This window comes from Alphaproteobacteria bacterium (assembly GCA_019635875.1).
Taxonomy (GTDB): domain Bacteria; phylum Pseudomonadota; class Alphaproteobacteria; order Reyranellales; family Reyranellaceae; genus JAFAZJ01.
Window position 1 is genome coordinate 147476 of record JAHBYP010000010.1, and the last position, 20303, is coordinate 167778.

Genomic DNA, 20303 nt, shown 5'->3' on the forward strand with positions numbered 1-20303 from the left:
CTGTTAACAGATCGTTTCAACCTCTCTAACCGGACAACCGGACGCCATGCTTCAGGCAGGCCTTGTCATATCCGGACTGATCGTCGGCTTCGTGCTGGGCACGTTCGGCGAGTACTGGATCCATCGCGGCATGCACAAGCGCTGGGTCGGGCGGTTCCTGATGAAGCGCCACGGCGACCACCATGTGGAAGGCCTGGGACAGGGCGTGCTGCAGGAGTTCCGCGACTATTCGGCCGGCGCGCTGATCGCGGCGGCGCTGTTCGTGGCGCCCGACTACTACTTCGTCACCGGCGGCTGGTTCGCCGGAGCCGCCGTGGCAGGCGCGGCGATCCATGCGATCTTCGCCGCCTGGTGCCATCAGGCCCAGCACGAGGATCCGCGACTGCTGCCCTGGCAGTCGAATACTCCGGTCCACTTCGTTCACCACAAGCGCAACCAGCCCGGGCACAATTACGGCATCAGCGTCGACTGGTGGGACCGCGTCTTCGGGACATACAAGCCCGAGCCCGGCTGGCGGGCGCTGATGGACCCCGATGCGCCGCGCCGGCCGTGGTGGCGGCTGGACTGGACGGACCATCGCCCATCGGTCCGCCCCCCGTCGGCCCGCGGCGGCCGCGCCTGAGGCGTCGCCACCACCCCATCCCGATCCTCCCGCGTTCTCCCTCATGACCGCCACCGGCCTCAGCGTGACGATCGCCGCCATCTTGTGGTGCGTGGCGACCGGCTGGCATGTCGCGACCCATCTGCTGGCTCTGGTGCGCCACCGCAGGCCGGCCGGGGAGCTGCCGCCCGCCTCATCCTTCACCATCGTCGCGCCGATGGTCGGCGATGGCGACGCGTCCGCGGCCTATGTCGCCGCGCTGGTGGACTTGGCCAAGGCCGGCGCCGAAGTACTTATCTGCGTTGAGGAATACGATGATCCCGCCGCCGAGCGGGTGACCCTGCACTGGACCTACCTGACCGGCGAGCCGCCGCCGCTGCTGGTCGGCCGGGCCACGGTCTCGTTCAATCCCAAGGTCAACAACATTGCCAAGGGGCTGGAAACGGCGAGCCGACCGCTGATCATCGTCATGGACAGCGGCAGCCTGCTGCGGGTCGACGAGCTGCGCGCCATGGGCGCCATGATCAACGAGCGTACCGGCCTGGTGCAGGGCCTCAAGCCGCCGCGCGGCGCGCGCAACTGGGCCGCCGAGGCCGAGTGCACGATGCTCAACGGCTACACCGCGCGCATGATCTTCGCGCTCGACAAGCTCGGCATCCAGGCCGCCTGCGGCGGCATCCTTCTGTTTTCCCGCGCCGCGTTCGAGAGGATCGGCGGAGTCGATGCCCTCTCGCGCGAGATCGCCGAGGATTTCTCGCTGCTCGCCGCGGTCAGGGACGCCGGGCTGCGCACCACGGTCGCCGATGTGGTGCCGGCGTACCCCAGGCCGTACCGGCGCTGGAGCGACATCTGGGGCCGCCAGGTGCGCTGGGCGCGCCTGCGCTGGCTGATGGTGCCGGTGACGGTGATCCTCGAGCCGCTGCTGAGCGGCACGGTCTCGATGGTCGCCGCCCTGATTGCCGGACCGGCCTTCCTGCCGGCCTGGCTCGACTGGCTCTCGGTCGGCGGCATCGCCGCCATCGTGGTGCTTCACTGGGGAATTTGGATCGGCGCCGAGCTGTTGTTCCTGTCGGGCCGCGGCCTGCACCGGTCGTGGCGGCAGATACCTTGCATCATGCTGCGCGAGACGCTGATGCTGCCGATCGCCATCCACGCGCTCAGCGGCCGCGACATCAAGTGGCGCGACGTCGACGTCGTGGGCGGCTGGCGCGAGCAGCGGGCGCGGGCAGCCAGCAGCGGCGGGGCGGCGGCATGAGCCCGCCGCCGGTCAGGGTCGAGGTGACCCGGCTGGGCGATGGCGGCGCCAGCCTGGCGGCCGTCGCCGGCCGATTGGACTCGGCCACGGTCTCGACCATCGAGCATGCGCTGCTGGCGCCCATCCAGCGCGGCCAGGGCGTCGTATACGATCTCGCCGATCTGAGCTACATCAGCGCCGCCGGCGTGCGGCTGATCGTGGCCGCAGTGCGCCGGGCGGAGGCCGCGCAGGCGCGCGTCGCCTTCGCGTGCGTACCGGCGGAAATCGCAGAGACGCTGACGGTCAGCGGCTTCGCCATGTTCCTGCACATCTTCGACTCGCGCGACGAGGCGGTGGCGCATGTGCGCGGTGGTGGCTCCTGATGGGTGCGAAGCGGCCGGCCGGCGCCGCGAGGGCGATTTTTCGGTTGCCATGCGGCGGCGGTCGGTCTGAATACGCAGGGGATCAAGGGAGATACCGGGTGCCGTCGACACGAGCAGGAAGCCGGACCAGCCGCATCGTTGCCCTGGCGCTGGCCGCTTTGCTGGCGGCGTGCGGCGACGACACGATTCCGGCCTCCGGACCCGACATGAACGCGGTGGTCCCGGGCAATCCGCTCAACCTGCCGTTCGACATCTACGATCTGACGCCGCAGACCATCGACGCCATCGTCAGGGCGCCGACCGCGCCGGCGGTGAGCGCGGCCCGGCCGCAGCGCGGCGCCGTGCCGGCCATCATCGTCGCCCCGGGCGACGTGCTGCGTGTGCGCATCTTCGAGCCGTACGACGGCAGCATCTACGCGCCGCTGCAGAAGGGCGGCTCGGAGGTCGGCCTGCTGCGCGTGGCCGAGAACGGCACGATCAGCGTTCCCTATGCCGGCAATGTGCCCGTCGCCGGCGTCGGCCTGCAGACCGTCGAGCAGCGCATCGTCGCCAAGCTGACCGGCCGCGCCTACCAGCCGCAGGTCGTGGTCGAGCTGGCCGTCGACCGCTCCAACACCTACGCCGTCTCCGGCGACGTCAAGCAGCCCGGCCGGTACTCGCTGCTCGAGGGAGCCAAGACGCTGGTCGACGCCATCAACCGTGCCGGCGGCACGACGCGCGCGCCCAACCAGCACGAGGTGGTGCTCAAGCGCCGCGGCGTCGAGTATCGCATCCCGATGAGCGACCTGCTGGCCGGCGGCGACATCATGCTTCAGCGTGACGACACGCTGGTGGTCAGCACCAACATCAAGGCCTTCACCGCGCTGGGCGCGGTGCTCAAGAGCGGCAACATCGAGATCAACCGCACCAAGGTCTCGCTGCTCGAGGCGCTGGGCGAGGTCGGCGGGTTGAGCGACGAGCGCGCCAACAAGACCGGCGTGTTCGTGTTCCGACCGCAGGATTCCTCGGCCTTCGTCAGGCCCCTCGACCGGCCGGTGGTCTATCGCCTCGACTTCGCCAAGCCGGCGTCGGTCTTCGTCGCGCAGCAATTTCCCATGCATCCGCGCGACGTGGTCTACGTCTCGAATTCGCCGCTTTACGAGGCCAACAAGGTGCTGTCTGTCTTCGGCACCTTGTTCAACTTCGGCCTGCGGCCCGCGACCATCCCGTAACAGGCCGGCGGCTCGCCGCCGGATCGGCCATGACGAATCGTCCAACCTCCTTCGCCGCCGCCTGGCTCGCGCCCGCCATTGCCGCGCTCGTCGTCGTCGCGGGCGCCTCGTCCCCGGCGCTCACCCAGAGCCGGGCCGACGCCGGCGATCGCCCGCCGCTGATCGTGCGCGGCTATACCGACGTGCCGAACGCCACCGTGCGCCTGGGCACCGCCTCGGGCGATGTCCTCATGGAGCTGCGCGTGCAGGATGGCCAGGCGGTGAAGGCCGGCGACGTGGTGGCGGTGCTGCGCGGCTACGAGAGCGTCGGCCGCTCGCTTAAGATCTCGGAGGCGCGCCGCGAGCTTGCGCGGCAGAAATACGAGTCGCTGCGCAGCGGCCCGCGCACCAAGGAGCTCGCCGGCCAGGAACAGGCGATCCGGCTCGCCGAGCTCAGCGCCAGGCGCCTGCAGATCGAGATCCAGCGCAGCGCGCTCCTGCCCGAGATCAAGCAGATCGACATCGAGACCGCCCAGGCCAAGGTCGAGCAGGAGCAGCGCAAGCTGTCGACCATGCGCGCGGCGCTGGAGACCGACCTGCAGACCGCGGCCGCCGAGCTGGCGATCGCCGACGCCGAGGTCGAGCAGCTGCGCAGCCAGCGCGAGAATTCGCTGATCCGCTCGCCGATCAGCGGCATCGTGCTGCAGATCTACGCCCGGCAGGGCGAGGTCGTCGGCGGCCAGGGCGTCGCCAAGGTCGTCGACCTCGCGCAGCTGCGCGTTCTGGCCGACGTCGACGAGGTGCAGCTCGACCGTGTCCATGTCGGCGGCCGGGCCGACATCAAGCTGCGCGGCCGCGACGAGCCCTACAAGGGCCGGGTCTCGCGCGTCGTGCCCTCGGTCAATCGCCTGCGCCGGCCCGACCCGGAGGGCGCCACGCCGATGGACGCGCGCGTCGTGCAGGTCGAGGTCGAGTTCGTCGAGACCGACCGCATTCCGCAGGTCATCGGCCGCGAAGTGCGCGTCACGCTGTACTGATGGTCGCGATCCCCTTCTTCCGGCCGCCGTCCGGCCTCGCTGGCCGGCTGTGGTCGTTTGGGGCGGACCTGCCCGCGCGATCGCGCCAGGCCTGGTCGGAGTTCCGCCGCGCCGTGCTGATCTCGGCCAAGCTGCCGCTGGGGGTGCAGCAGTTGCGCCGCCAGCGCACCAGCGCCTTGCTGGCGCTCGCCGGCGTCACCGCCAGCATCATCGTGATCTTCGCCCAACTCGGCATCGAGAACGCCATCTACGAGTCCTCGGTGCGCGTGCATCGCGCCGTGAAGGGCGACCTGGTGGTCGCCTCGGCGGGCTTCCAGTCGCTGCAGCTCTTCACCTATGTGCCGGTCGACGTGGTCGATGCGGTGGCGGCGCATCCCAGGGTGCGCGCCACCAAGATGCTGCATTTCGGCAACATGTCGATCCTGCACGAGGGCATGCGTTCGCCGCGCCAGATTCTCTACTACGGCATCGATGTCGAGCAGCCGGCGGTCGAAGTGCCCGGCCTGACCGAGAGCCTGCACAAGCTGCGCATTCCGCGCCGTCTGCTGTTCGACCGCATGTCGCGGCCGGTCTATGGCGATCTGGTCGAGCGCATCGCGCGCAGCGACGAGACGGTGGTGCTGGGCCCGCGCGACGCGCAGCAGCTCTACCGCCAGATGTTCGCCGTCGGCACCTATGCCCTCGGTCCGAACATCCTCAACGACGGCTCGCTGATCACCTCGGACTTCACGCTGTCGGAGATATTCGGCTACCAGCTCGACCGGCCGGCCTTCATCGCCGTCGACCTCGTGCCGGGCACCGATGTCGGCGACGTCGTCAGCGACCTGCGGCGAAGCCTGGGCCGGCGCGCCGATGTCTTCCTCAAGCACGAGTTCATCGAGCGCGAGCGCGCCTTCTGGTCGCGCGACACGCCGATCGGCTACGTCACCAACCTCGGCTTCTTCCTCGGCGTCGCCATCGGCATGGTGTTCATCTACTACGCCAAGTACCAGATCATCCGCTCCTACCTGCCGGAATACGCCATCCTGAAGTGCTTCGGCTACGACCGCTGGTTCTTTCTCTCCGTCGTCATCCAGATCGGCGTCTGCGTCATCCTGCCGTCGCTGATCCTGGGCTCGGCGATCTCCTGGGGCATCTACGCCGCGGCCGAGAGCGCCACGCGGCTGGGCCTGTCGCTGGGCATCCGCGAGCTGTCGCTGGCGCTGGTCGCCGCCGTCATCATGACCCTGGCCTCCAGCGTCTTCGCGCTGCGCCGGCTGAACAAGGTCGACCCCGTCATGCTGTTCGACTGACCGTCATGGCGAATACCCCCACATCGGACGAAGAGCGCGCCGTCGTGGTCGAGGCGCGCGGCCTGAACCATTCATACGGCACCGGCCCGCGCAAGGTGGATGTGCTGTTCGACATCGACATGGAGGTTCGCGAGGGCGAGATCGTCATCGTCACCGGCCCGTCGGGCTCGGGCAAGACGACGCTGCTGACCATCCTCGGCACCATGCGCCGGCCGACCGAAGGGCAGGTGCGCGTGCTGGGCTACGACATGGTGAACGCCACGCCGGCCGATATCGAGGCGATCCGCGGCCGGCTGCGCTTCCTGTTCCAGCGCCGCAACCTGCTGGCCTCGCTCAACGTGCTGCAGAACGTCGTCGCCGGCGTCGCCATGACGCCGCTGACCCATGCCGGATGGGACGAGACGCGCGCGCGCCATCTGCTGTCGCTGCTCGGCCTGGGCGACAAGGCCGACGCATGGCCGGACGAGCTGTCGGGCGGCCAGCAGCAGCGCGTCGCGGTGGCACGCATGCTGATCGGCCTGCCGGACCTGATCATCGCCGACGAACCGACCTCGGCGCTCGATCGCCTTGCCGGGCGCATCGTCGTCGACCAGCTGCGCGAGCTGGCGCTGAAGGTGCGCTGCGCCGTGCTGCTGTCGACCCACGACGAACGCATCTTCGACGTCGCCACCCGCCGCCTGCACATCGAGGACGGCCGGATCTACCAGGTCGGCTAGGGCGACGCGCCCAAGATCAGATTCGCCCTGTCATCCCGAGCGCAGCGAGGGATCCAGGGAAGCTGCCTGGATCCCTCGCTGCGCTCGGGATGACAGTTGCGCTTGACTGCCCGCTCGTCGCTCTATGCCGGCGACTTCGCCAGCCGGAAGATCTCCTCGCCGACATTGTGCCAGGTGCGGGGCTGGTAGCGCGCGGCGATCAGCGCCGAGCAGTCGCGGCGGTACTCGGCATCGAGCGCGAGGCGCTTGATCGCCGCCAGCCAGCCGGGCCCGTCGAGGTCGTCCAGATGCGTCGCCAGCCCCTGTCCCGCCTCGCGCAGCGAGGTGTTGTCGGCGGCGACGCAGGGCTTGCCGAACGACAGCGACTCGGTGATCGGCAGGCCCCAGCCCTCGTGGTGCGAGGGGAACACGGTGAAGGCGCAGTGGCGGTAGAGGTGGACCAGCTCAGCATCCGACGGGCCGTCGACGAAGCGGATATGCCGGCCCCACATCTCGCGGTCGCGCGACATCAGGTCGAAGACGTCGCGGTCGTTCCAGCCGCGCTGCCCGGCCAGCACCAGCGGCGGCGTCCTGTCGCCCAGCTCGGCGACGAGACGGCGCCACAGCCAGTACATGCCAACGTGGTTCTTGCGTGGATTGAGCGTCGAGACGTACAGGGCATAGCCGTCCTCGGGCAGCTCGAGTCCGCGCAGACGGCGGGTGGATTCGGCCTCGACCCTGTCCTTGAGGTCGGCGCACAGCGGCACGTGGTGCACCGGGATGTCGCGCTTGCCGGTCTCGCGGACATAAGCCGCCAGATCCTGCCCGACGAAGCGCGAGCTGACGCACAACCAGTCCGCGCAGGAAACCATGGCGTCGATGAAGCGGCGGAAATCGGCGGCGCCGTTCTCGTTGCTGACGAGCTCGGGCCGGCGGATCGGCATGATGTCGTGGACATAGACGCCCAGCCGCAGCTTGCCCGCCCGCCGCTTGCGGATCAGGTCGTCGATGGGACGCTGCCGCCACAAGATCGCCGGCACGAATATCGTGTCGCCGGCATGCATGGCGGGCGGCGCCTTCGCGGCCGGCCGCCGGCCGCGCCCGCTGTCGAGGGCGGCGACGCGGAAGCGGCCGAGCAGGGTATCGTAGCGCAGGACATGGCCGCCGCGCGCCACCAGCTCGCGGGCGATCTCGTGCTCGACCCTGGGGATGCCGGTGATGGGCTCTTGCGGCCCGTTCTTGCGCATCGACACGGCGACGTAGAGCGAACTCATGCGGGCTACTTCTTAGAGAGGAGCTTCGGAGGGGTCAATCGAGGCGCGCCCGATCCCAGTGCGCGAACTGCGCGCGCTCGAGCTCATGCGGACGCGGCCGGCCATGGAAGACGCACAGCCGCGCCGGCGGTGCGATGACACCGCCCGCGGCGAGGTCGGCATAGTCGATCACGGCGCCGGGCAGCGCCTCGTCGATCGCGCGCCAGGCGAGCCCGCGGCGGGCGAGCGAGGCCTCGATGAAGCCGCGCGGACCGACGGCGCGGTGGCGGTAGCGCCAATATTCCGGCAGCCAGGCGTGGCGGCGATGGATGAACGAGCAATCGACCCGCCACGCCATCACCGCGGCGTCGAGGCCGCCCTGGCGATGGCGCACGGCGCCGAACTCGCCGTCGAGCGCCGCGCGGGCCAGCTCGTCGAGCTGCCCCAGCACCACGGTGTCGAGGTCGAGATACAGCACCGGCCCGTCGAACAGGCCGGGCCGGAACAGCTCGATCTTCGCCCAGGCGCCGGGCCAGAAATCGCGCATGCCCACGTGATCGCAGGACACGGGGCTGTCCGACAGGCAGACGAAGCGGTGCGGCAGGCTCAGATGCGCGGCGACCGCGTCGCGCAGGACGTGCACGTACTTGGCGAAGAACGGCCCTTCGCGCTTGCCCCAGTACAACCCGCCACGGCGCAGGACGCAGGCGACGGTGAGCGGGGCGGTGCCCAGGCTGGCGCGGGCCATGCTCAGTACCAATGCTTCGACACCCAGCCCTCGACCTCGTGCGGCTTCGGGCGGGTCATCATCATGCAGATCCGCGCGTCATCGACGGGCATGCCGTATTCGCCGATGTCGAAATGGTTGATCACCTGCCCGGGCAGCAGGCGGTTGACGTACTCGATGGTGACATCGCGTTCGCGCAGGCGGCGCTCGGTGAAGCCCTGGTCGCCGTAGCTGCTGCCGCCACGGCGATGGACGCGCTGGTAGTGCTCGGCGCGCGAGGCGAACTCGCGGTAGATGAACGAGCAGTCCATGGTGAAGGCCATGACGCTGCTGTTGAAGTGACCGTCCCACGGATCGGTGACTGCCGCGAAGCCGACCTCGCCGGTGAGCCGCGCGACATCGCTCAGATCGCCGCAGATCACCGTGTCGAGGTCGAGATAGAGCACGGGCCCTTCGAACAGGCCGGGCCGGAACACCTCGATCTTGCTGTAGAAGCTCGGCCAGCCATGGGCCAGCGGAATGCGCTCGCAGGCCACCTCGACGTCGGTGAGGCAGACGAAGCGATGCTCGATCGGCAGGTGGCGGCGCACCGCGTCGCGCAGCACGCGCACGTATTTCGGGAAGTAGTCGCCGCCCGACTTGAATACGCTGGCCACCGTCAGCATCGCGCCCATCGCACGCCGCCTCAGTGCCAGTGCCGGGGAACCCAGCCGGCGGCGATCTCGTGCGGCTTGGGCCGGCCCATCATCAGGCAGACGCTGCCGGCCGGCTCGCCCGACTTCCCTCCGTCGTAGTTGTAGACCGAGATCACCCCCGGCAACGCGGTGTCGAGGTGGACGACGGGCACGCCGCGCTGATGCAGAACCGCCTCGGTGAAGCCCTGGTCGCCGTAGCTGCTGCCCAGCGCGATCAGGCCGTCGAGGCCGACCCGGCGCAGCGTGAACCAGACATGATGGTGCCATTTCTGAATCCATGCGCCGGTCTTGCTGAACGCCTCGAACACCGGGGAGCAATCGACGGTGAAGGACACCACGGAGCTGTTGAAGTGGCCGCCCTTGGGATCGCTGGTGCAACCGAACGGCGACTGCATCGCCTTCAGCGCCAGCGCGTCGATGCTGCCGTGGATCACCGTGTCGAGGTCGAAGTACAGCACCGGGCCCTTGAACAGGCCCGGGCGGTACAGCTCGATCTTGCTGTAGAAGCCCGGCCAGTTGGCGATCAGCGGGATGCGCTCGCAGGGCGCGTCCTCGACGTCGGTGAGGCAGACGAAGCGATGCGGCAGGCTGAGATTGCGCTTCACCATGTTGCGCAGAACCTCGACGTAGCGTGTCGAGTAGAGCCGTCCACCGGAGCGATAGACGCAGGCGACGGTGAGCGGCTCGTCGCCCAGGCGGGGCAGATCGGTGTTGGATGACATTGCCTGACGGGGTGGGGCACGGACGGACCGCGCGCTTGTAGCGGAAACAGGACGCTCCTGCCAACGGCCGGCCGCGACCAAGGGTCGCGAGGAAACGCAATATTACGCGATGTTACGGCCCCGGCCGCGCTGCGATCGGGCTTCATGTCGTGGGCGATATCTGTTAGGCGACCGCGATGCGTATCGCCATCGCGACGGATTGCTGGTTCCCCCAACTCAACGGCATCGCCCGCACCCTGGACGCCACGGTGCGCCAGCTGCGTGCCATGGGCCACGAGGTCCTGCTGCTGACGCCCGACGAGTTCGGCAGCATTCCGCTGCCGTGGTACCGCGAGGATCCCATCGTCTTCGCCTGGTATCCCAGGCTCGCGCGCCTGATGCGCGAGTTCAAGCCGGAGTTCGTCCATATCGCCACCCAGGGCCTGCTCGGGCTGTGCACGCGATTCTGGTGCTGGCGCCACGGCATGCGCTTCGCCACCGCCTTCCACACGCGCTTTCCCGAGTACGCCAGGATCCGCCACGGCATCCCCGAGGGCCTGCTCTACGGCTACATGCGGATGTTCCACGGCCGCAGCGCGCCGGTGCTGGTGCCCTCGCGGTCGCTCGCCGAGGAGCTGCAGCGGCACGGCTTCCGCAATCTGCGCATCTGGCAGCGCGGCGTCGACAGCGACACCTATCATCCGCAGCCCAAGACGTGGACGCAGTATCCCCGGCCGATCCACATGTATGTCGGCCGCGTCGCCGACGAGAAGAACATCGAGGCGTTCCTCAAGGTGCCGACGCAGGGCACCAAGGTGGTTGTCGGCGACGGACCTCAGCTGGCGACGCTCAGGCAGCGCTTCCCGGACGCGGTCTATCTCGGCAACAAGCAGGGCGCGGAGCTGGCCCGCTGCTACGCCGAGGCCGACGTCTTCGTCTTTCCCAGCCTGCTCGACACCTTCGGTCTCGTCGTGCTCGAGGCCCTGGCCTCGGGCGTGCCGGTGGCGGCGCTGCCCTCGCCGCATCTCGTGGAGATCTTCGGGCCGCACGAGGTCGTCGTGTTCGACGAGGATCTGGCGGCCGCCTGCCGCAAGGCGCTGACGATCTCGCCGCAGAAGTGCCGCGAGGTGGCGCTGAAATTCTCATGGCGCGCCTGCACCGAGCAGTTCCTGAACATCATCGAGGAAGCCAAGGCCGCGGCGTAGAGCGGCATGCCGTCCCATCGAGCCGCCTGTCATCCCGAGCGAAGCGAGGGATCTATGGCCGGCCTGGATCCCTCGCTTCGCTCGGGATGACAGGCGGCTCGAAGTTCCAGCTCGATGCTTTGGCCGCCCGCGTCAGCCGGGCAGACGCAGCGTCGCTTCGCCCATCGCGGCGATCGCGCCCTGGGCGTCGCGGGCCAGCAGGCGCAGGATGACGCGGTGCCCGTCCGCCAGCGCGTCGACCTTGGCGACGCGGCCGTCGCCGCTCAGCAGCGAGCCCGCCGGCACAGGCCGCGTGAAGCGGCATTCGAGGCTCTCGAGGACGGCGTCGGCGCGCCACTCCAGCGCCAGGCGCGAGAGGCGGCCCATCACCAGCATGCCGTGGGCGACCGGATCGGCAAGACCGATGGCGCGCGCCGCCGCGGCGTCGAGATGCACCGGATTGTCGTCGCCCGAGGCTCGGGCGTAGCGCGCGATGGCGGCGGCATCGAGCGGGCCCAGCGGCACCGCCGGCAGTTTTTCGCCAGGACGTGGCGCGCTCATCTCAGCCGCTCCCATGCGAAACCCGGCGCGGCGATGGCGATCTCGCTCTCGGCCTGGCAGACCGGCGCGCCGGCGGGCTCGCTCACCTCGAGCCGCACCAGCGCGAAGGGCCGGGCGTCGCTGGCGGGTGCGGCGCTGACGGCGCAGCGCAGCGTCTCGCCCGGCACCAGCGGGCGGTGATAACGGAAGCGCTGGCCGACATGGATCGGCAGCGAGCCGTTGGCCGGCAGGAAGGACGCCAGCGCCGCGCGGATCTCAGGATGGAACAGGAAACGGATCGGGAAGGTCGCCGGCACGGCCGACGCCGGCAGGCCCAGCGCCTCGGCGAAGGCCCGCACCTCTTCCGGCTCGACGGTGAGCGTGACGGTGGCCAGCGGCCCGGCGACCGCCCCGCTCATTGGCGTTCAGCCCGCGCGCTTGACCGTCAGCACGGCGTTCAGCCCGCCGAAGGCGAAGGAGTTGGACATCGCCGCGCGGATCGGCATGGCGCGCGCCTCGTTGGGCACGTAGTCGAGGTCGCACTTGGGATCGCGCTCGAGCCAGTTCGCCGTCGGCGGCGCGACCTGGTGTTGCAGTGCCAGCACCGTCGCCACCATCTCCAGCGCGCCGGCGGCGCCCAGCGCATGGCCGTGCAGCGACTTGGTCGAGGACACCGCGAGCCTGTCGGCGTGGGCGCCGAACACCAGGCGGATCGCCGCCGTCTCGACCGGGTCGTTGAGCAGCGTGCCGGTGCCGTGGGCGTTGACATAGTCGATGTCCTCGGGCGCCAGGCCGCCATCGGCCAGCGCGCCGCGCATCGCCAGGGCGGCACCGTTGGCGTCGGGCCGCAACAGGTCGCCGGCGTCGGACGAGGCACCGAAGCCCGCCATCTCGGCGTGGATCCGCGCACCGCGCGCCCGCGCTGCGTCCATGCGCTCGAGGATGACGATGCCGGCGCCGTCGCCCAGCGACATCCCGTTGCGGCCGCGCGAGAAGGGGCGGCAGGCGTCGGGCGTCAGCACCTTCAGCGCTTCCCAGGCATTGACGTTGGCGAAGTTCAGATTGGCCTCGGAGCCGCCGGTGATGGCGCGGTCGACCACGCCGGTGCGCACCATGGTGAGCGCCAGGCCCATGGCATGGTTGGCCGACGAGCAGGCGCTGCACACGGCGAAGGCGGGGCCGTTGACGCCGAACTCCATCGACACGTGGCTCGGCGCCGCATTCGGCATCGCCTTGGGGATGGTGGCCGCATCGATGCGCCGCTTGCCCTGGGCGTAGCGCTGATAGAACGCCTCGTTCAGGGTGCTGATGCCGCCGATGCCGGTGCCGAGAATCACCGCCGTACGCGGGCCGGCCACCTCGGCGGGACTCAGGCCGGCGTCCTTCACCGCCTCGCGGGCGGCGATCAGGGCAAACTGGGCGAAGGGGTCGAGAAAGGGCAGCTTGGCCGCGCTGAAATGGGCGCTGGCGTCGAAATCCTTGATCTGGCCGCCGATCCTGACGTGGAGTTCCTCGGATCCCGGGAATTCGAGGGGCTTGATCCCGCTGCGGCCGGCGCTCAGCCCGGACCAGAACGCGGCTACGTCCGGACCCAGCGCCGAGATGCACCCGAGTCCGGTGACGGCGACTTGGCTGGTCAAATGGCTTGTCCCTGCTGCTTGGCGCCGGACTTCTGGGCGTCGGCTTCGACGAGGCCGCTGACCACGCCGATGACGTCGCCGACATTGGCGATCTTCTGGATCGATTCGTCCATCGGCACGTAGATGTCGAACTTTTCCTCTATGCCGTTGAGAATCATGACCATGTCGATCGACTGCAGACCCAGGTCCTCGAGTGTCGCCGTGGCGGTGATCTTCGAGCGGTCGACCATGCCCTCGCGCGCGATCACATCGATGATCTGCTGCGCCAGGGGCGATTCCATGTCGACGGTAGTGCTCATTCCGAGTGCATCCTCACAATCGCTCCATAACTAGACCGCCAGCCGGGCCAAGTCTACCTGAGACATGGGGTGGAAAACGGCGGCGGCGGGGCGGCGTTCCCCGTCAGGTGGCCAGTGACCGCTCGAAGATGCGATAGGTCTTCGCTTTCACGCCGCCAATTCTCTCGATCATCCGGCGCATCGCCATATTCTCCTCCAGAATCCAGCCCAGCTCGACGGTCTCGATGCCGCGCCTCTTGCCGAGGCGATGGAGCTCCTCGATCGCCAGCATCGCCAGCCCGGCGCCGAGCGGACTGCCCTGATAGGCGCTGACCACGCCCATCAGAGGCACGCGGGAGGTGCGGAAGCGCCGGGTGAACAGGCTCCAGGCCAGGTGGAGCCAGTGCAACGGCAGCAGCCGCCCGTCATAGCCGGCGATCACCTCCAGGAGGTTGGGCACGGCGAAGATGAAGGCGGCCGCCTTGCCGTCCACCTCGATGATGACCGCGGAGTCCTTGCGCAGGACAGGTTGCATTTCCGAGGCCAGCGCGTCCATCTCCTCGACGGTGAACGGCACGAAGCCCCAGTTGCGCTGCCAGGCGTCGTTGAACACGCCGAGCACGGTGCGGACCTCCTGGCGCACCCTGGTCAGGCGCGGGCCGCGCACGGTGATCCGCCCCGCCAGCTCGCTGCGCTTGAGCATGCTGGTGCCGTAGCTGGTCGGCTCGCGGCCGATGTCGAAATCGTAGTCGTAGGTGTCGACCGCCTTGCCGTAGCCCGCCGCCGCGACGTGCCCGGCGAGATAGGGCGGGTTCCACGACACCAGGAACATCGGCCGATGCGCATGGCCTTCGATCAGCATGCCCATCTCGGCGTTGATCGAGGGATTGAACGGCCCGTTGATCCGCCGCATGCCGCGCGCGCGCAGCCAGTCCTCGGCGGCACCCAGCAGCGCCTTGACCACCGGGGCGTCGTCGATCGCGTCGAGGCAGCCGAAATGGCCGGTGGCGTCGTCGTAGCGCTCGATATGCAGGCGATCGATCTGTGCCGAGACTCGGCCCACCGGCTTGCCGTCGCGCCACGCCAGGAAGCGCGCGCTGTCGGCGTGCCTGAAGAACGGGTTCTTCCTCGGATCGAAGGTCTTGCGGCGATCGAAGTCCAGCGGCGCCACCCATCCCGGCATGCCGCGATAGAGCCTGCGCGGCAGCTGGATGAAAGTGGTGAAATCGGCGGCGCCGGAAAGCGGCCGCACCTCGATCGGGCCCGACATGCGCCGCCGAACTGGCCGGTCTGCCCTGCGATTGTCAAGCCGGTCAGGACGTTGACGCCCTCGCGGCCGCTCCCGAGACTGCCCGACAGGCGTGGAGGATCGAGATGAAGCAGCGCAAGCAGGCGATGATCGTGGCGGCCCAGCCCGAGCCGACGGAGGCGGGCGCCGAGATCCTGCGCGCCGGCGGCAACGCCGTCGACGCGGCGATCGCCTGCGCCCTGGTGCAGGGCGTGGTCGATCCGTTGATGTGCGGCATCGCCGGCTTCGGCAGCTGCGGCATCTACATGCCGGGCAAGAAGTTCCACGGTTACATCGACGCCCATGCGCCGGCGCCGCTCGCCGCCAGGCCCGACATGTGGGAACACCTGATCGAGGGCGAGGCGCGCGACGGCTACGGCTTCATCCTCAAGGGCCGGGTCAACGACATCGGCTACCAGTCGATCTGTGCGCCGGCCAATCTGCGCATGTACCACGACGCCCAGCGCGAGCACGGCGCGCTGCCCTGGGAACAGGTCGTCGAGCCGGCGATCCACTGGGCCGAGAACGGCTGGAACGTACGTCCGCACGTGCACTACTGGTGGTCGGACGACGGCGCCATGGGCCGCGCGCCCAACCACGAGCGGATCCGCTTCACATCCGCAGCGCGCGCGCTCTACTGCCGCGACGACGGCTCGCCCAAGCGCGTCGGCGACTTCGTGCGCAACCGCGACTATGGTCGCACCCTGCGGCTGATCGCCAAGGGCGGTGCCGACGCCTTCTATCTCGGCGAGATCGCCGATGCGATCGTCGCCGACATGCAGAAGCATGGCGGCCTGATCACGCGCGAGGATCTGCGTACCTGGACCACCAGTCGCAACGAGCCGCTGTGGGGCACGTATCGCGGTTACGACGTCTCGACCAACCGGCCGCCGGGCGGCGGCGTGATGCTGATCGAGATGCTCAACATCCTCGAGCAGTTCGACCTCGCGGCCATGGAGCACAACTCGCCGGAATATCTGCGCGTCGTCGGCGAGGCGATGAAGCGCGCCACCATCGACAAGGATCTCCATGTCGGCGATCCCAGGTTCGTCGACGTGCCGATCGATCGCCTGAACGCCAAGCAATACGCCAGGGCGATGGCCGAAGAGATCAGGAAGGGCGTGAAGGCGACGGTGCCGCGCTTCAATTCCGGCGCGCCGCGCAAGGACACGACGCAGGTCTCGGTGACCGACAAGGACGGCAACTGCGTGACCATGACCCACTCGCTGGGCATGCCCTCGGGCGTCATCACCGACGGGCTGGGCTTCATGTACAACGGCTGCATGGGCGTGTTCGACCCGCGGCCCGGCCGCGCCGGCTCGATCGCGCCCGGCAAGGCGCGATTCAGCTCGGTGGTGCCCTCGATCTTCTTCAAGGATGGCCGGCCGAACCTGATCATCGGCGCACCCGGCGCGACGCAGATCGCCATGGGCGTGCTGCAGGTCTCGCTCAACGCGCTCGACTTCGGCATGACGATGACCGAGGCGGTGAGCGCGCCGCGCTTCTCGGCCACCAGCGACGCCATCGACGTGTCCAACCGCATTCCGCGTGCGACGCAGAAGGCGCTGGAGGGCATGGGCTACGAGGTGATCCGCAACGCCTACACCTTCGGCTTCGCCGCCGTGCATGCGATCCGCGTGCACCCCGACGGGCTGGACGGCGGCGCCGATCCGGGCCACGACGGCATTGTCATGGCGGTTTGAAGGCGGCCCCGCAATCGGGCGTTACCGAGACAACCCAAAGAAAACACGGTTGCTTCCACATTGTTGAGGGGTCGGCAGCGTTGAGTCGCTGTTGGTCCCGTGTGGAGGCAAACATGTTGAGACGTGGATTCTTCGCCCTGGCCGCCGGCGCGGCCGCGCTGGGCGTCGCCGGCCTGACGGCCACCACGGCATCGGCGCAGAACTGGAACCTCGCCGTGCCGCCGCCTTCGCCGCGCTACGAGGCGCCGCCGCCGCCGCGCGGTGGCTACACCTGGGCACCGGGCTACTGGGGCTGGGACGGCCGCCGGCACGTCTGGCACCGCGGCCGCTGGATGCAGGCGCGGCGCGGCTACCACTGGGTGCCGGCGCAGTGGGTCGATATCGACCCGGGCCCGCGCCGCCGCTGGCGCTTCGTGCCCGGCCACTGGGAGCGGGCCCAGGCCTGGCGCCGCTACTAGCCTGCTTCCCCCGGGTGCGCCACTCGAGTGGCGCGCCCGGCCGGGCTGCAGGTCTCTGCGCCGTTGGGGCCGCGCCGCTCCAGCGGCGCTCATGATGCGTCGCTGGAGCGACGCGGCCCGAACGCAGGGGCAATCGCGGGCGCGGCTCACATCGCCTTGCGCATGTTGATCGAGGTCGGCTCGCTGAAGCCCGGGTGGGCGTCGCGCGAGATTTCGACATAGCCCAGCCGGGTGAACAGGCGCTGGTTGCCGGCGAGCGCGATGCGCACGCCCAGCAGCACGCCGGACGCGCCGCGCGACCGGGCCTCGGCCTCGACGGCGGCGACCAGGGCCTCGGCCACGCCGGTCCGGCGGTGCTCGGGCAGGACGGCGAGCCGTCCGAAGTACAGGTCCTCGCCCTTGTCGCGGTAGAGCACACACCCCACCGCCGTGCCGTCGCGCTCGGCGATCACCGCCCCCTGGCGGCCGACAAGCTGCCGGGCAACGCCCTCGGGTGTCTCGCCATAGGCGCTCGAATCCGGCTTCAGCTTGCCGCGATACTCGGCGAAGGCGGTCTGGATCAGGTCGAGGACGAGTTGCGCGTCGGCGGGCGCGGCGCGGCGAAGCGTGAGATCGGACATCAGTTCAGGATCGTACCGCCGTCGATATAGGCTGTCGATCCGGTGCGCGAGAGGCTCAGGCGCTGGGCGTAGCGGCCGGCGCGCCCCTCGATCGTGCGCGACTCGTGGCGCGGCGTCAGCCCGTCGCGCAGCGCCTCGACCAGCACGCGGCCATGGCACCCGCCCGGCGCCAGGCCCAGCAGGTCGAGGATGGTCGGCATCACGTCGGTGATGCCTGCCGGGCAGGGCGAGACGTAGCCCTCGCGGAACGGAGCGCCGCCGGCGGCCAGCCAGTTGTTGAGCTCGCGCGGGTGCAGTCCGCCATGCATGCTGCCGCCCACCGGAATGTCGTGGTCGTGATGCGTGCGGCCGCGCCAGCCGCCCGAACCCGGTGCGTCGTCGGTGGCGAGCGTGAACATCAGGTCGGCCGAACGGGCATGCGTCACGCCCAGCAGGGCGCGGTCGAGCGTGCCGTCGATCGGCCCATGCGTGCCATCGCCGCCGGACGCGAAGATCAGGCCGCACCAGGGCTGCTCGCGCAGGAAGGCGACGAGGTCGCGCGCCAGCCCGGCATCGCGCCGCCGCAAGGTGACCAGCGACGGCGAGCCCGAAACCACGGCCAGGTCGCCATCGCCCGATGCGCGCGTGTCGGCGCGGAAGCCGGCGGCGTTGAAGTGGCCGACGACGCCGACGCGCTCGTGCGTCGTGACGTGGCCATGGTCGGAGACGGTGATGATCGAGCGCCGATCATGGTCGGGCGCCGCCCGCCACGCCGCGACGATCTCGCCGAACGCCGCGTCGACGCTCCTCAGCGCCACCAGCGTCTCGGGCGAGCCGATGCCGCGGTAGTGGTAGGTCGTGTCGGGATCGGCGAACCACAGGATCGCCACGTCGGGATCGATCACCGGCAGGACATGGCCGAGATAGATGCGCTTGGCATGCTCGATGCGCGCACAGAGCGGGATCTCCGCCGGCGGCGGCGAGCCGAAGCGGTCGGCCAGCTCCTGCCACGAATCGGCGCAAGGTGCAGAATAGGCGGGTCCGTGCGCGGACCAGCGCAGCAGGCCGAGCTGCTCGGCCCTGTGGTTGAGCAGCCAGCTCGATCCGGTCGAGGCGGTCGACACTGTCGCCAGGCTCCTGCCCTCGGCGTGCAGCCGCTCGCCCAGGCTGGGCGCCGTCAGCAGCGCGCCGTTCCAGGCGCGGTCGGCGGCGACCAGATGCTCCATCTTCGACGTGTTGATGGCGTGCTCGGCGAAGACCTCGGCCGCGTGGAAGGCGTTGGCCACCAGCCCGTGCATGTCGGGCCGCTGGCCGGTGACCAGCGCCGCGGCGTTGACCCGCGTCTCGGTCGGGAACACCGCGCGGCTCTTCGGAAAGACGCTGTGCTGATCGGCGAAGCGGCGCAGATGCGGCATCAGGTCGGGCGTCACCATGTCCGGCCGCAGGCCGTCGAAGACGACGACGAGTACCTTGTTGTCGGCCATCACCGCTCCGTTCCGCCAGCCGGACAGCGGCGGCGATACTACACGCTCAGGCTTCGCCTGGCGTACCGGGATCGCTATGGTCTGCACACATGGGAGGACCGCGCATGGCCCTGATCACCTATCTGACCCGCATCCAGTTCGACTTCGGCGCCATCAGGCTGCTCGAGGCCGAGCTGCAGCTGCTCGGCATGCGCCGGCCGCTGATCGTCACCGACAAGGGCATCATCGCCGCCGGCATCTGGGACAGGGTGAAGGCCAACCTGCCCGGCAACATGCCGTTGGCGATGTACGACCAGACGCCGGAGAACCCGACCGAGGCGGCGATGCGCGAGGCGCTGGCGATCTACCGGGAGCAGGAATGCGATGGCATCATCGCCATCGGCGGCGGCTCCTCGATGGACCTCGCCAAGGCGGTCGGTCTGATGGCGACGCATCCCGGCCCGTCGCTGCTGCCCTATGCCGTGGTCGAAGGCGGCGGGCCGAAGATCACGCCGGCCGTGGCGCCGATCGTGGCCATCCCGACCACGTCGGGGACCGGCAGCGAGGTCAGCCGCGGCGGCATCATCATCATGGACAACGGCCGCAAGCTGGCGATCGGCAGCCCCAACCTGATCCCGAGGCTGGCGCTGTGCGACCCCGAGTTGACGCTCGGCCTGCCCAAGCATCTCACCGCCGGCACCGGCATGGACGCCATCGCGCACTGCGCCGAGACCTACATGTCGGCGGCGATCAATCCGCCGGCCGAGGCGATCGCGCTCGACGGGCTGGAGAAAGCGTGGCGCCACCTTGAGCGCGCGGTGAAGGACGGTCAGGACCGCGAGGCGCGCTGGAACATGATGATGGCCTCGATGCAGGGCGCCATGTGCTTCCAGAAGGGGCTGGGCGCGGTGCACTCGCTGTCGCATCCCACCGGCGGGCTCAAGGGCCTGCGCCTGCATCACGGCACGCTCAACGCCGTCTACATGCCGGGCGTGATGCGCTTCAACGGGCCGGTGCTGGGTGCAACCAAGATCGAGAAGATGGCCGCCATCATGGGAACGAAGCCCAGCGCCGAGGCGCTGGCCGACGCCATCGTCGGCATGAACGAGCGCATCGGCATTCCGACCGGGCTGAAGGCGATGGGCGTGACCGAGGATCGCTTCGAGGCGATCGCCGACGGCGCGCTCGGCGATCACTGCCACATGACCACGCCGCGGCAACCCACCAAGGCTGAGTATCTGGAACTGATCGAGAGCGCGTTTTGAATCCTTCCCCCGGAGGGGGAAGGTGCCCGAAGGGCGGAAGGGGGATGTCGAAGACGAACGCAGGAGTCCGTCTTCGA

22 protein-coding genes are annotated in these 20303 nt (G+C 69.5%); 11 read left to right on the plus strand and 11 right to left on the minus strand.

The window, feature by feature from the left end:
* Window positions 1–46: 46 nt before the first annotated feature.
* The 7 genes from KF889_27435 to KF889_27465 all read left to right on the plus strand — a co-directional run bounded on the left by KF889_27435 (window position 47) and on the right by KF889_27465 (window position 6453).
* Complete coding sequence (locus KF889_27435; GenBank protein MBX3503193.1) at window positions 47–622, plus strand: sterol desaturase family protein; 576 nt, start codon at window positions 47–49, stop codon at window positions 620–622.
* Between the two features lie 43 nt (window positions 623–665).
* Window positions 666–1856, plus strand: coding sequence for a glycosyltransferase (locus KF889_27440; protein MBX3503194.1), 1191 nt, complete (start codon window positions 666–668; stop codon window positions 1854–1856).
* Window positions 1853–2218 carry an STAS domain-containing protein gene (locus KF889_27445; GenBank protein MBX3503195.1) on the plus strand — a complete coding sequence of 122 codons (366 nt, stop codon included), beginning with the start codon at window positions 1853–1855 and terminating at the stop codon, window positions 2216–2218. Before KF889_27440 ends, KF889_27445 begins: the two co-directional genes overlap by 4 nt.
* Window positions 2219–2316: 98 nt before the next feature.
* Entirely contained in the window at window positions 2317–3429 is a 1113-nt protein-coding gene (locus KF889_27450) for a polysaccharide biosynthesis/export family protein (GenBank protein ID MBX3503196.1), read from the plus strand.
* Between the two features lie 29 nt (window positions 3430–3458).
* Entirely contained in the window at window positions 3459–4445 is a 987-nt protein-coding gene (locus KF889_27455) for an efflux RND transporter periplasmic adaptor subunit (protein MBX3503197.1), read from the plus strand.
* Complete coding sequence (locus KF889_27460; protein MBX3503198.1) at window positions 4445–5737, plus strand: hypothetical protein; 1293 nt, start codon at window positions 4445–4447, stop codon at window positions 5735–5737. Before KF889_27455 ends, KF889_27460 begins: the two co-directional genes overlap by 1 nt.
* 5 nt (window positions 5738–5742) lie before the next feature.
* The gene (locus tag KF889_27465) at window positions 5743–6453 is read left to right on the plus strand and encodes an ATP-binding cassette domain-containing protein (GenBank protein MBX3503199.1); all 711 of its coding nucleotides are present in this window, start codon (window positions 5743–5745) and stop codon (window positions 6451–6453) included.
* A gap of 122 nt (window positions 6454–6575) precedes the next feature.
* Here the strand turns inward: KF889_27465 and KF889_27470 are convergent, their stop codons facing one another.
* The 4 genes from KF889_27470 to KF889_27485 are packed head-to-tail and all read right to left on the minus strand — an operon-like array spanning window position 6576 to window position 9829.
* Window positions 6576–7706: a glycosyltransferase family 4 protein gene (locus KF889_27470; GenBank protein MBX3503200.1), complete on the minus strand. Its 1131-nt coding sequence runs from the start codon at window positions 7704–7706 to the stop codon at window positions 6576–6578.
* Between the two features lie 34 nt (window positions 7707–7740).
* Window positions 7741–8433 (minus strand): hypothetical protein, encoded by a 693-nt coding sequence (locus KF889_27475; protein ID MBX3503201.1) that lies wholly within the window; start codon window positions 8431–8433, stop codon window positions 7741–7743.
* Between the two features lie 2 nt (window positions 8434–8435).
* Complete coding sequence (locus tag KF889_27480; protein MBX3503202.1) at window positions 8436–9086, minus strand: hypothetical protein; 651 nt, start codon at window positions 9084–9086, stop codon at window positions 8436–8438.
* 11 nt (window positions 9087–9097) lie between these two features.
* Complete coding sequence (locus tag KF889_27485) at window positions 9098–9829, minus strand: hypothetical protein (protein MBX3503203.1); 732 nt, start codon at window positions 9827–9829, stop codon at window positions 9098–9100.
* Window positions 9830–10005: 176 nt separating this feature from the next.
* Between KF889_27485 and KF889_27490 the strand changes: the two genes are divergently transcribed.
* Window positions 10006–11013 (plus strand): glycosyltransferase family 1 protein, encoded by a 1008-nt coding sequence (locus KF889_27490; protein MBX3503204.1) that lies wholly within the window; start codon window positions 10006–10008, stop codon window positions 11011–11013.
* Between the two features lie 132 nt (window positions 11014–11145).
* Here the strand turns inward: KF889_27490 and KF889_27495 are convergent, their stop codons facing one another.
* From KF889_27495 to KF889_27515, 5 genes are all read right to left on the minus strand, one after another.
* Window positions 11146–11553, minus strand: coding sequence for a MaoC family dehydratase (locus KF889_27495; protein ID MBX3503205.1), 408 nt, complete (start codon window positions 11551–11553; stop codon window positions 11146–11148).
* On the minus strand, window positions 11550–11951 hold the full coding sequence (locus KF889_27500) for a MaoC family dehydratase N-terminal domain-containing protein (GenBank protein MBX3503206.1): 402 nt from the start codon (window positions 11949–11951) through the stop codon (window positions 11550–11552). The genes KF889_27495 and KF889_27500 overlap by 4 nt, the downstream gene beginning before the upstream one ends.
* 6 nt (window positions 11952–11957) lie before the next feature.
* Window positions 11958–13172 (minus strand): beta-ketoacyl-[acyl-carrier-protein] synthase family protein, encoded by a 1215-nt coding sequence (locus KF889_27505; GenBank protein MBX3503207.1) that lies wholly within the window; start codon window positions 13170–13172, stop codon window positions 11958–11960.
* The gene (locus KF889_27510) at window positions 13169–13471 is read right to left on the minus strand and encodes an acyl carrier protein (GenBank protein MBX3503208.1); all 303 of its coding nucleotides are present in this window, start codon (window positions 13469–13471) and stop codon (window positions 13169–13171) included. The genes KF889_27505 and KF889_27510 overlap by 4 nt, the downstream gene beginning before the upstream one ends.
* Before the next feature lie 103 nt (window positions 13472–13574).
* Window positions 13575–14720 (minus strand): hypothetical protein, encoded by a 1146-nt coding sequence (locus KF889_27515; GenBank protein MBX3503209.1) that lies wholly within the window; start codon window positions 14718–14720, stop codon window positions 13575–13577.
* 125 nt (window positions 14721–14845) lie between these two features.
* Here KF889_27515 and KF889_27520 point away from each other — a divergent pair, with 125 nt between their 5' ends.
* Both KF889_27520 and KF889_27525 read left to right on the plus strand, forming a co-directional pair.
* Complete coding sequence (locus tag KF889_27520) at window positions 14846–16441, plus strand: gamma-glutamyltransferase family protein (GenBank protein MBX3503210.1); 1596 nt, start codon at window positions 14846–14848, stop codon at window positions 16439–16441.
* 113 nt (window positions 16442–16554) lie between these two features.
* A complete protein-coding gene (locus KF889_27525; GenBank protein ID MBX3503211.1) occupies window positions 16555–16899 on the plus strand; it encodes a YXWGXW repeat-containing protein in 345 nt (114 codons plus the stop codon).
* Between the two features lie 146 nt (window positions 16900–17045).
* Here KF889_27525 and KF889_27530 read toward each other — a convergent pair whose 3' ends face one another.
* Window positions 17046–17519: a GNAT family N-acetyltransferase gene (locus KF889_27530; protein ID MBX3503212.1), complete on the minus strand. Its 474-nt coding sequence runs from the start codon at window positions 17517–17519 to the stop codon at window positions 17046–17048.
* Window positions 17519–18982 (minus strand): alkaline phosphatase family protein, encoded by a 1464-nt coding sequence (locus tag KF889_27535; protein ID MBX3503213.1) that lies wholly within the window; start codon window positions 18980–18982, stop codon window positions 17519–17521. The genes KF889_27530 and KF889_27535 overlap by 1 nt, the downstream gene beginning before the upstream one ends.
* A gap of 104 nt (window positions 18983–19086) precedes the next feature.
* On the opposite strand from KF889_27535, the gene KF889_27540 reads away from it, so the two are divergent.
* Window positions 19087–20226 carry an iron-containing alcohol dehydrogenase gene (locus KF889_27540; protein MBX3503214.1) on the plus strand — a complete coding sequence of 380 codons (1140 nt, stop codon included), beginning with the start codon at window positions 19087–19089 and terminating at the stop codon, window positions 20224–20226.
* Window positions 20227–20303 lie beyond the last annotated feature (77 nt).

Coding starts and splice junctions, on each gene's coding strand:
- KF889_27435 (MBX3503193.1), top strand. CDS start 47: ATGCTTCAGGCAGGCCTTGTCATATCCGGACTGATCGTCGGCTTCGTG.
- KF889_27440 (MBX3503194.1), top strand. CDS start 666: ATGACCGCCACCGGCCTCAGCGTGACGATCGCCGCCATCTTGTGGTGC.
- KF889_27445 (MBX3503195.1), top strand. CDS start 1,853: ATGAGCCCGCCGCCGGTCAGGGTCGAGGTGACCCGGCTGGGCGATGGC.
- KF889_27455 (MBX3503197.1), top strand. CDS start 3,459: ATGACGAATCGTCCAACCTCCTTCGCCGCCGCCTGGCTCGCGCCCGCC.
- KF889_27460 (MBX3503198.1), top strand. CDS start 4,445: ATGGTCGCGATCCCCTTCTTCCGGCCGCCGTCCGGCCTCGCTGGCCGG.
- KF889_27465 (MBX3503199.1), top strand. CDS start 5,743: ATGGCGAATACCCCCACATCGGACGAAGAGCGCGCCGTCGTGGTCGAG.
- KF889_27470 (MBX3503200.1), bottom strand. CDS start 7,706: ATGAGTTCGCTCTACGTCGCCGTGTCGATGCGCAAGAACGGGCCGCAA.
- KF889_27475 (MBX3503201.1), bottom strand. CDS start 8,433: ATGGCCCGCGCCAGCCTGGGCACCGCCCCGCTCACCGTCGCCTGCGTC.
- KF889_27480 (MBX3503202.1), bottom strand. CDS start 9,086: ATGGGCGCGATGCTGACGGTGGCCAGCGTATTCAAGTCGGGCGGCGAC.
- KF889_27485 (MBX3503203.1), bottom strand. CDS start 9,829: ATGTCATCCAACACCGATCTGCCCCGCCTGGGCGACGAGCCGCTCACC.
- KF889_27490 (MBX3503204.1), top strand. CDS start 10,006: ATGCGTATCGCCATCGCGACGGATTGCTGGTTCCCCCAACTCAACGGC.
- KF889_27495 (MBX3503205.1), bottom strand. CDS start 11,553: ATGAGCGCGCCACGTCCTGGCGAAAAACTGCCGGCGGTGCCGCTGGGC.
- KF889_27500 (MBX3503206.1), bottom strand. CDS start 11,951: ATGAGCGGGGCGGTCGCCGGGCCGCTGGCCACCGTCACGCTCACCGTC.
- KF889_27510 (MBX3503208.1), bottom strand. CDS start 13,471: ATGAGCACTACCGTCGACATGGAATCGCCCCTGGCGCAGCAGATCATC.
- KF889_27515 (MBX3503209.1), bottom strand. CDS start 14,720: ATGTCGGGCCCGATCGAGGTGCGGCCGCTTTCCGGCGCCGCCGATTTC.
- KF889_27520 (MBX3503210.1), top strand. CDS start 14,846: ATGATCGTGGCGGCCCAGCCCGAGCCGACGGAGGCGGGCGCCGAGATC.
- KF889_27525 (MBX3503211.1), top strand. CDS start 16,555: ATGTTGAGACGTGGATTCTTCGCCCTGGCCGCCGGCGCGGCCGCGCTG.
- KF889_27530 (MBX3503212.1), bottom strand. CDS start 17,519: ATGTCCGATCTCACGCTTCGCCGCGCCGCGCCCGCCGACGCGCAACTC.
- KF889_27535 (MBX3503213.1), bottom strand. CDS start 18,982: ATGGCCGACAACAAGGTACTCGTCGTCGTCTTCGACGGCCTGCGGCCG.
- KF889_27540 (MBX3503214.1), top strand. CDS start 19,087: ATGGCCCTGATCACCTATCTGACCCGCATCCAGTTCGACTTCGGCGCC.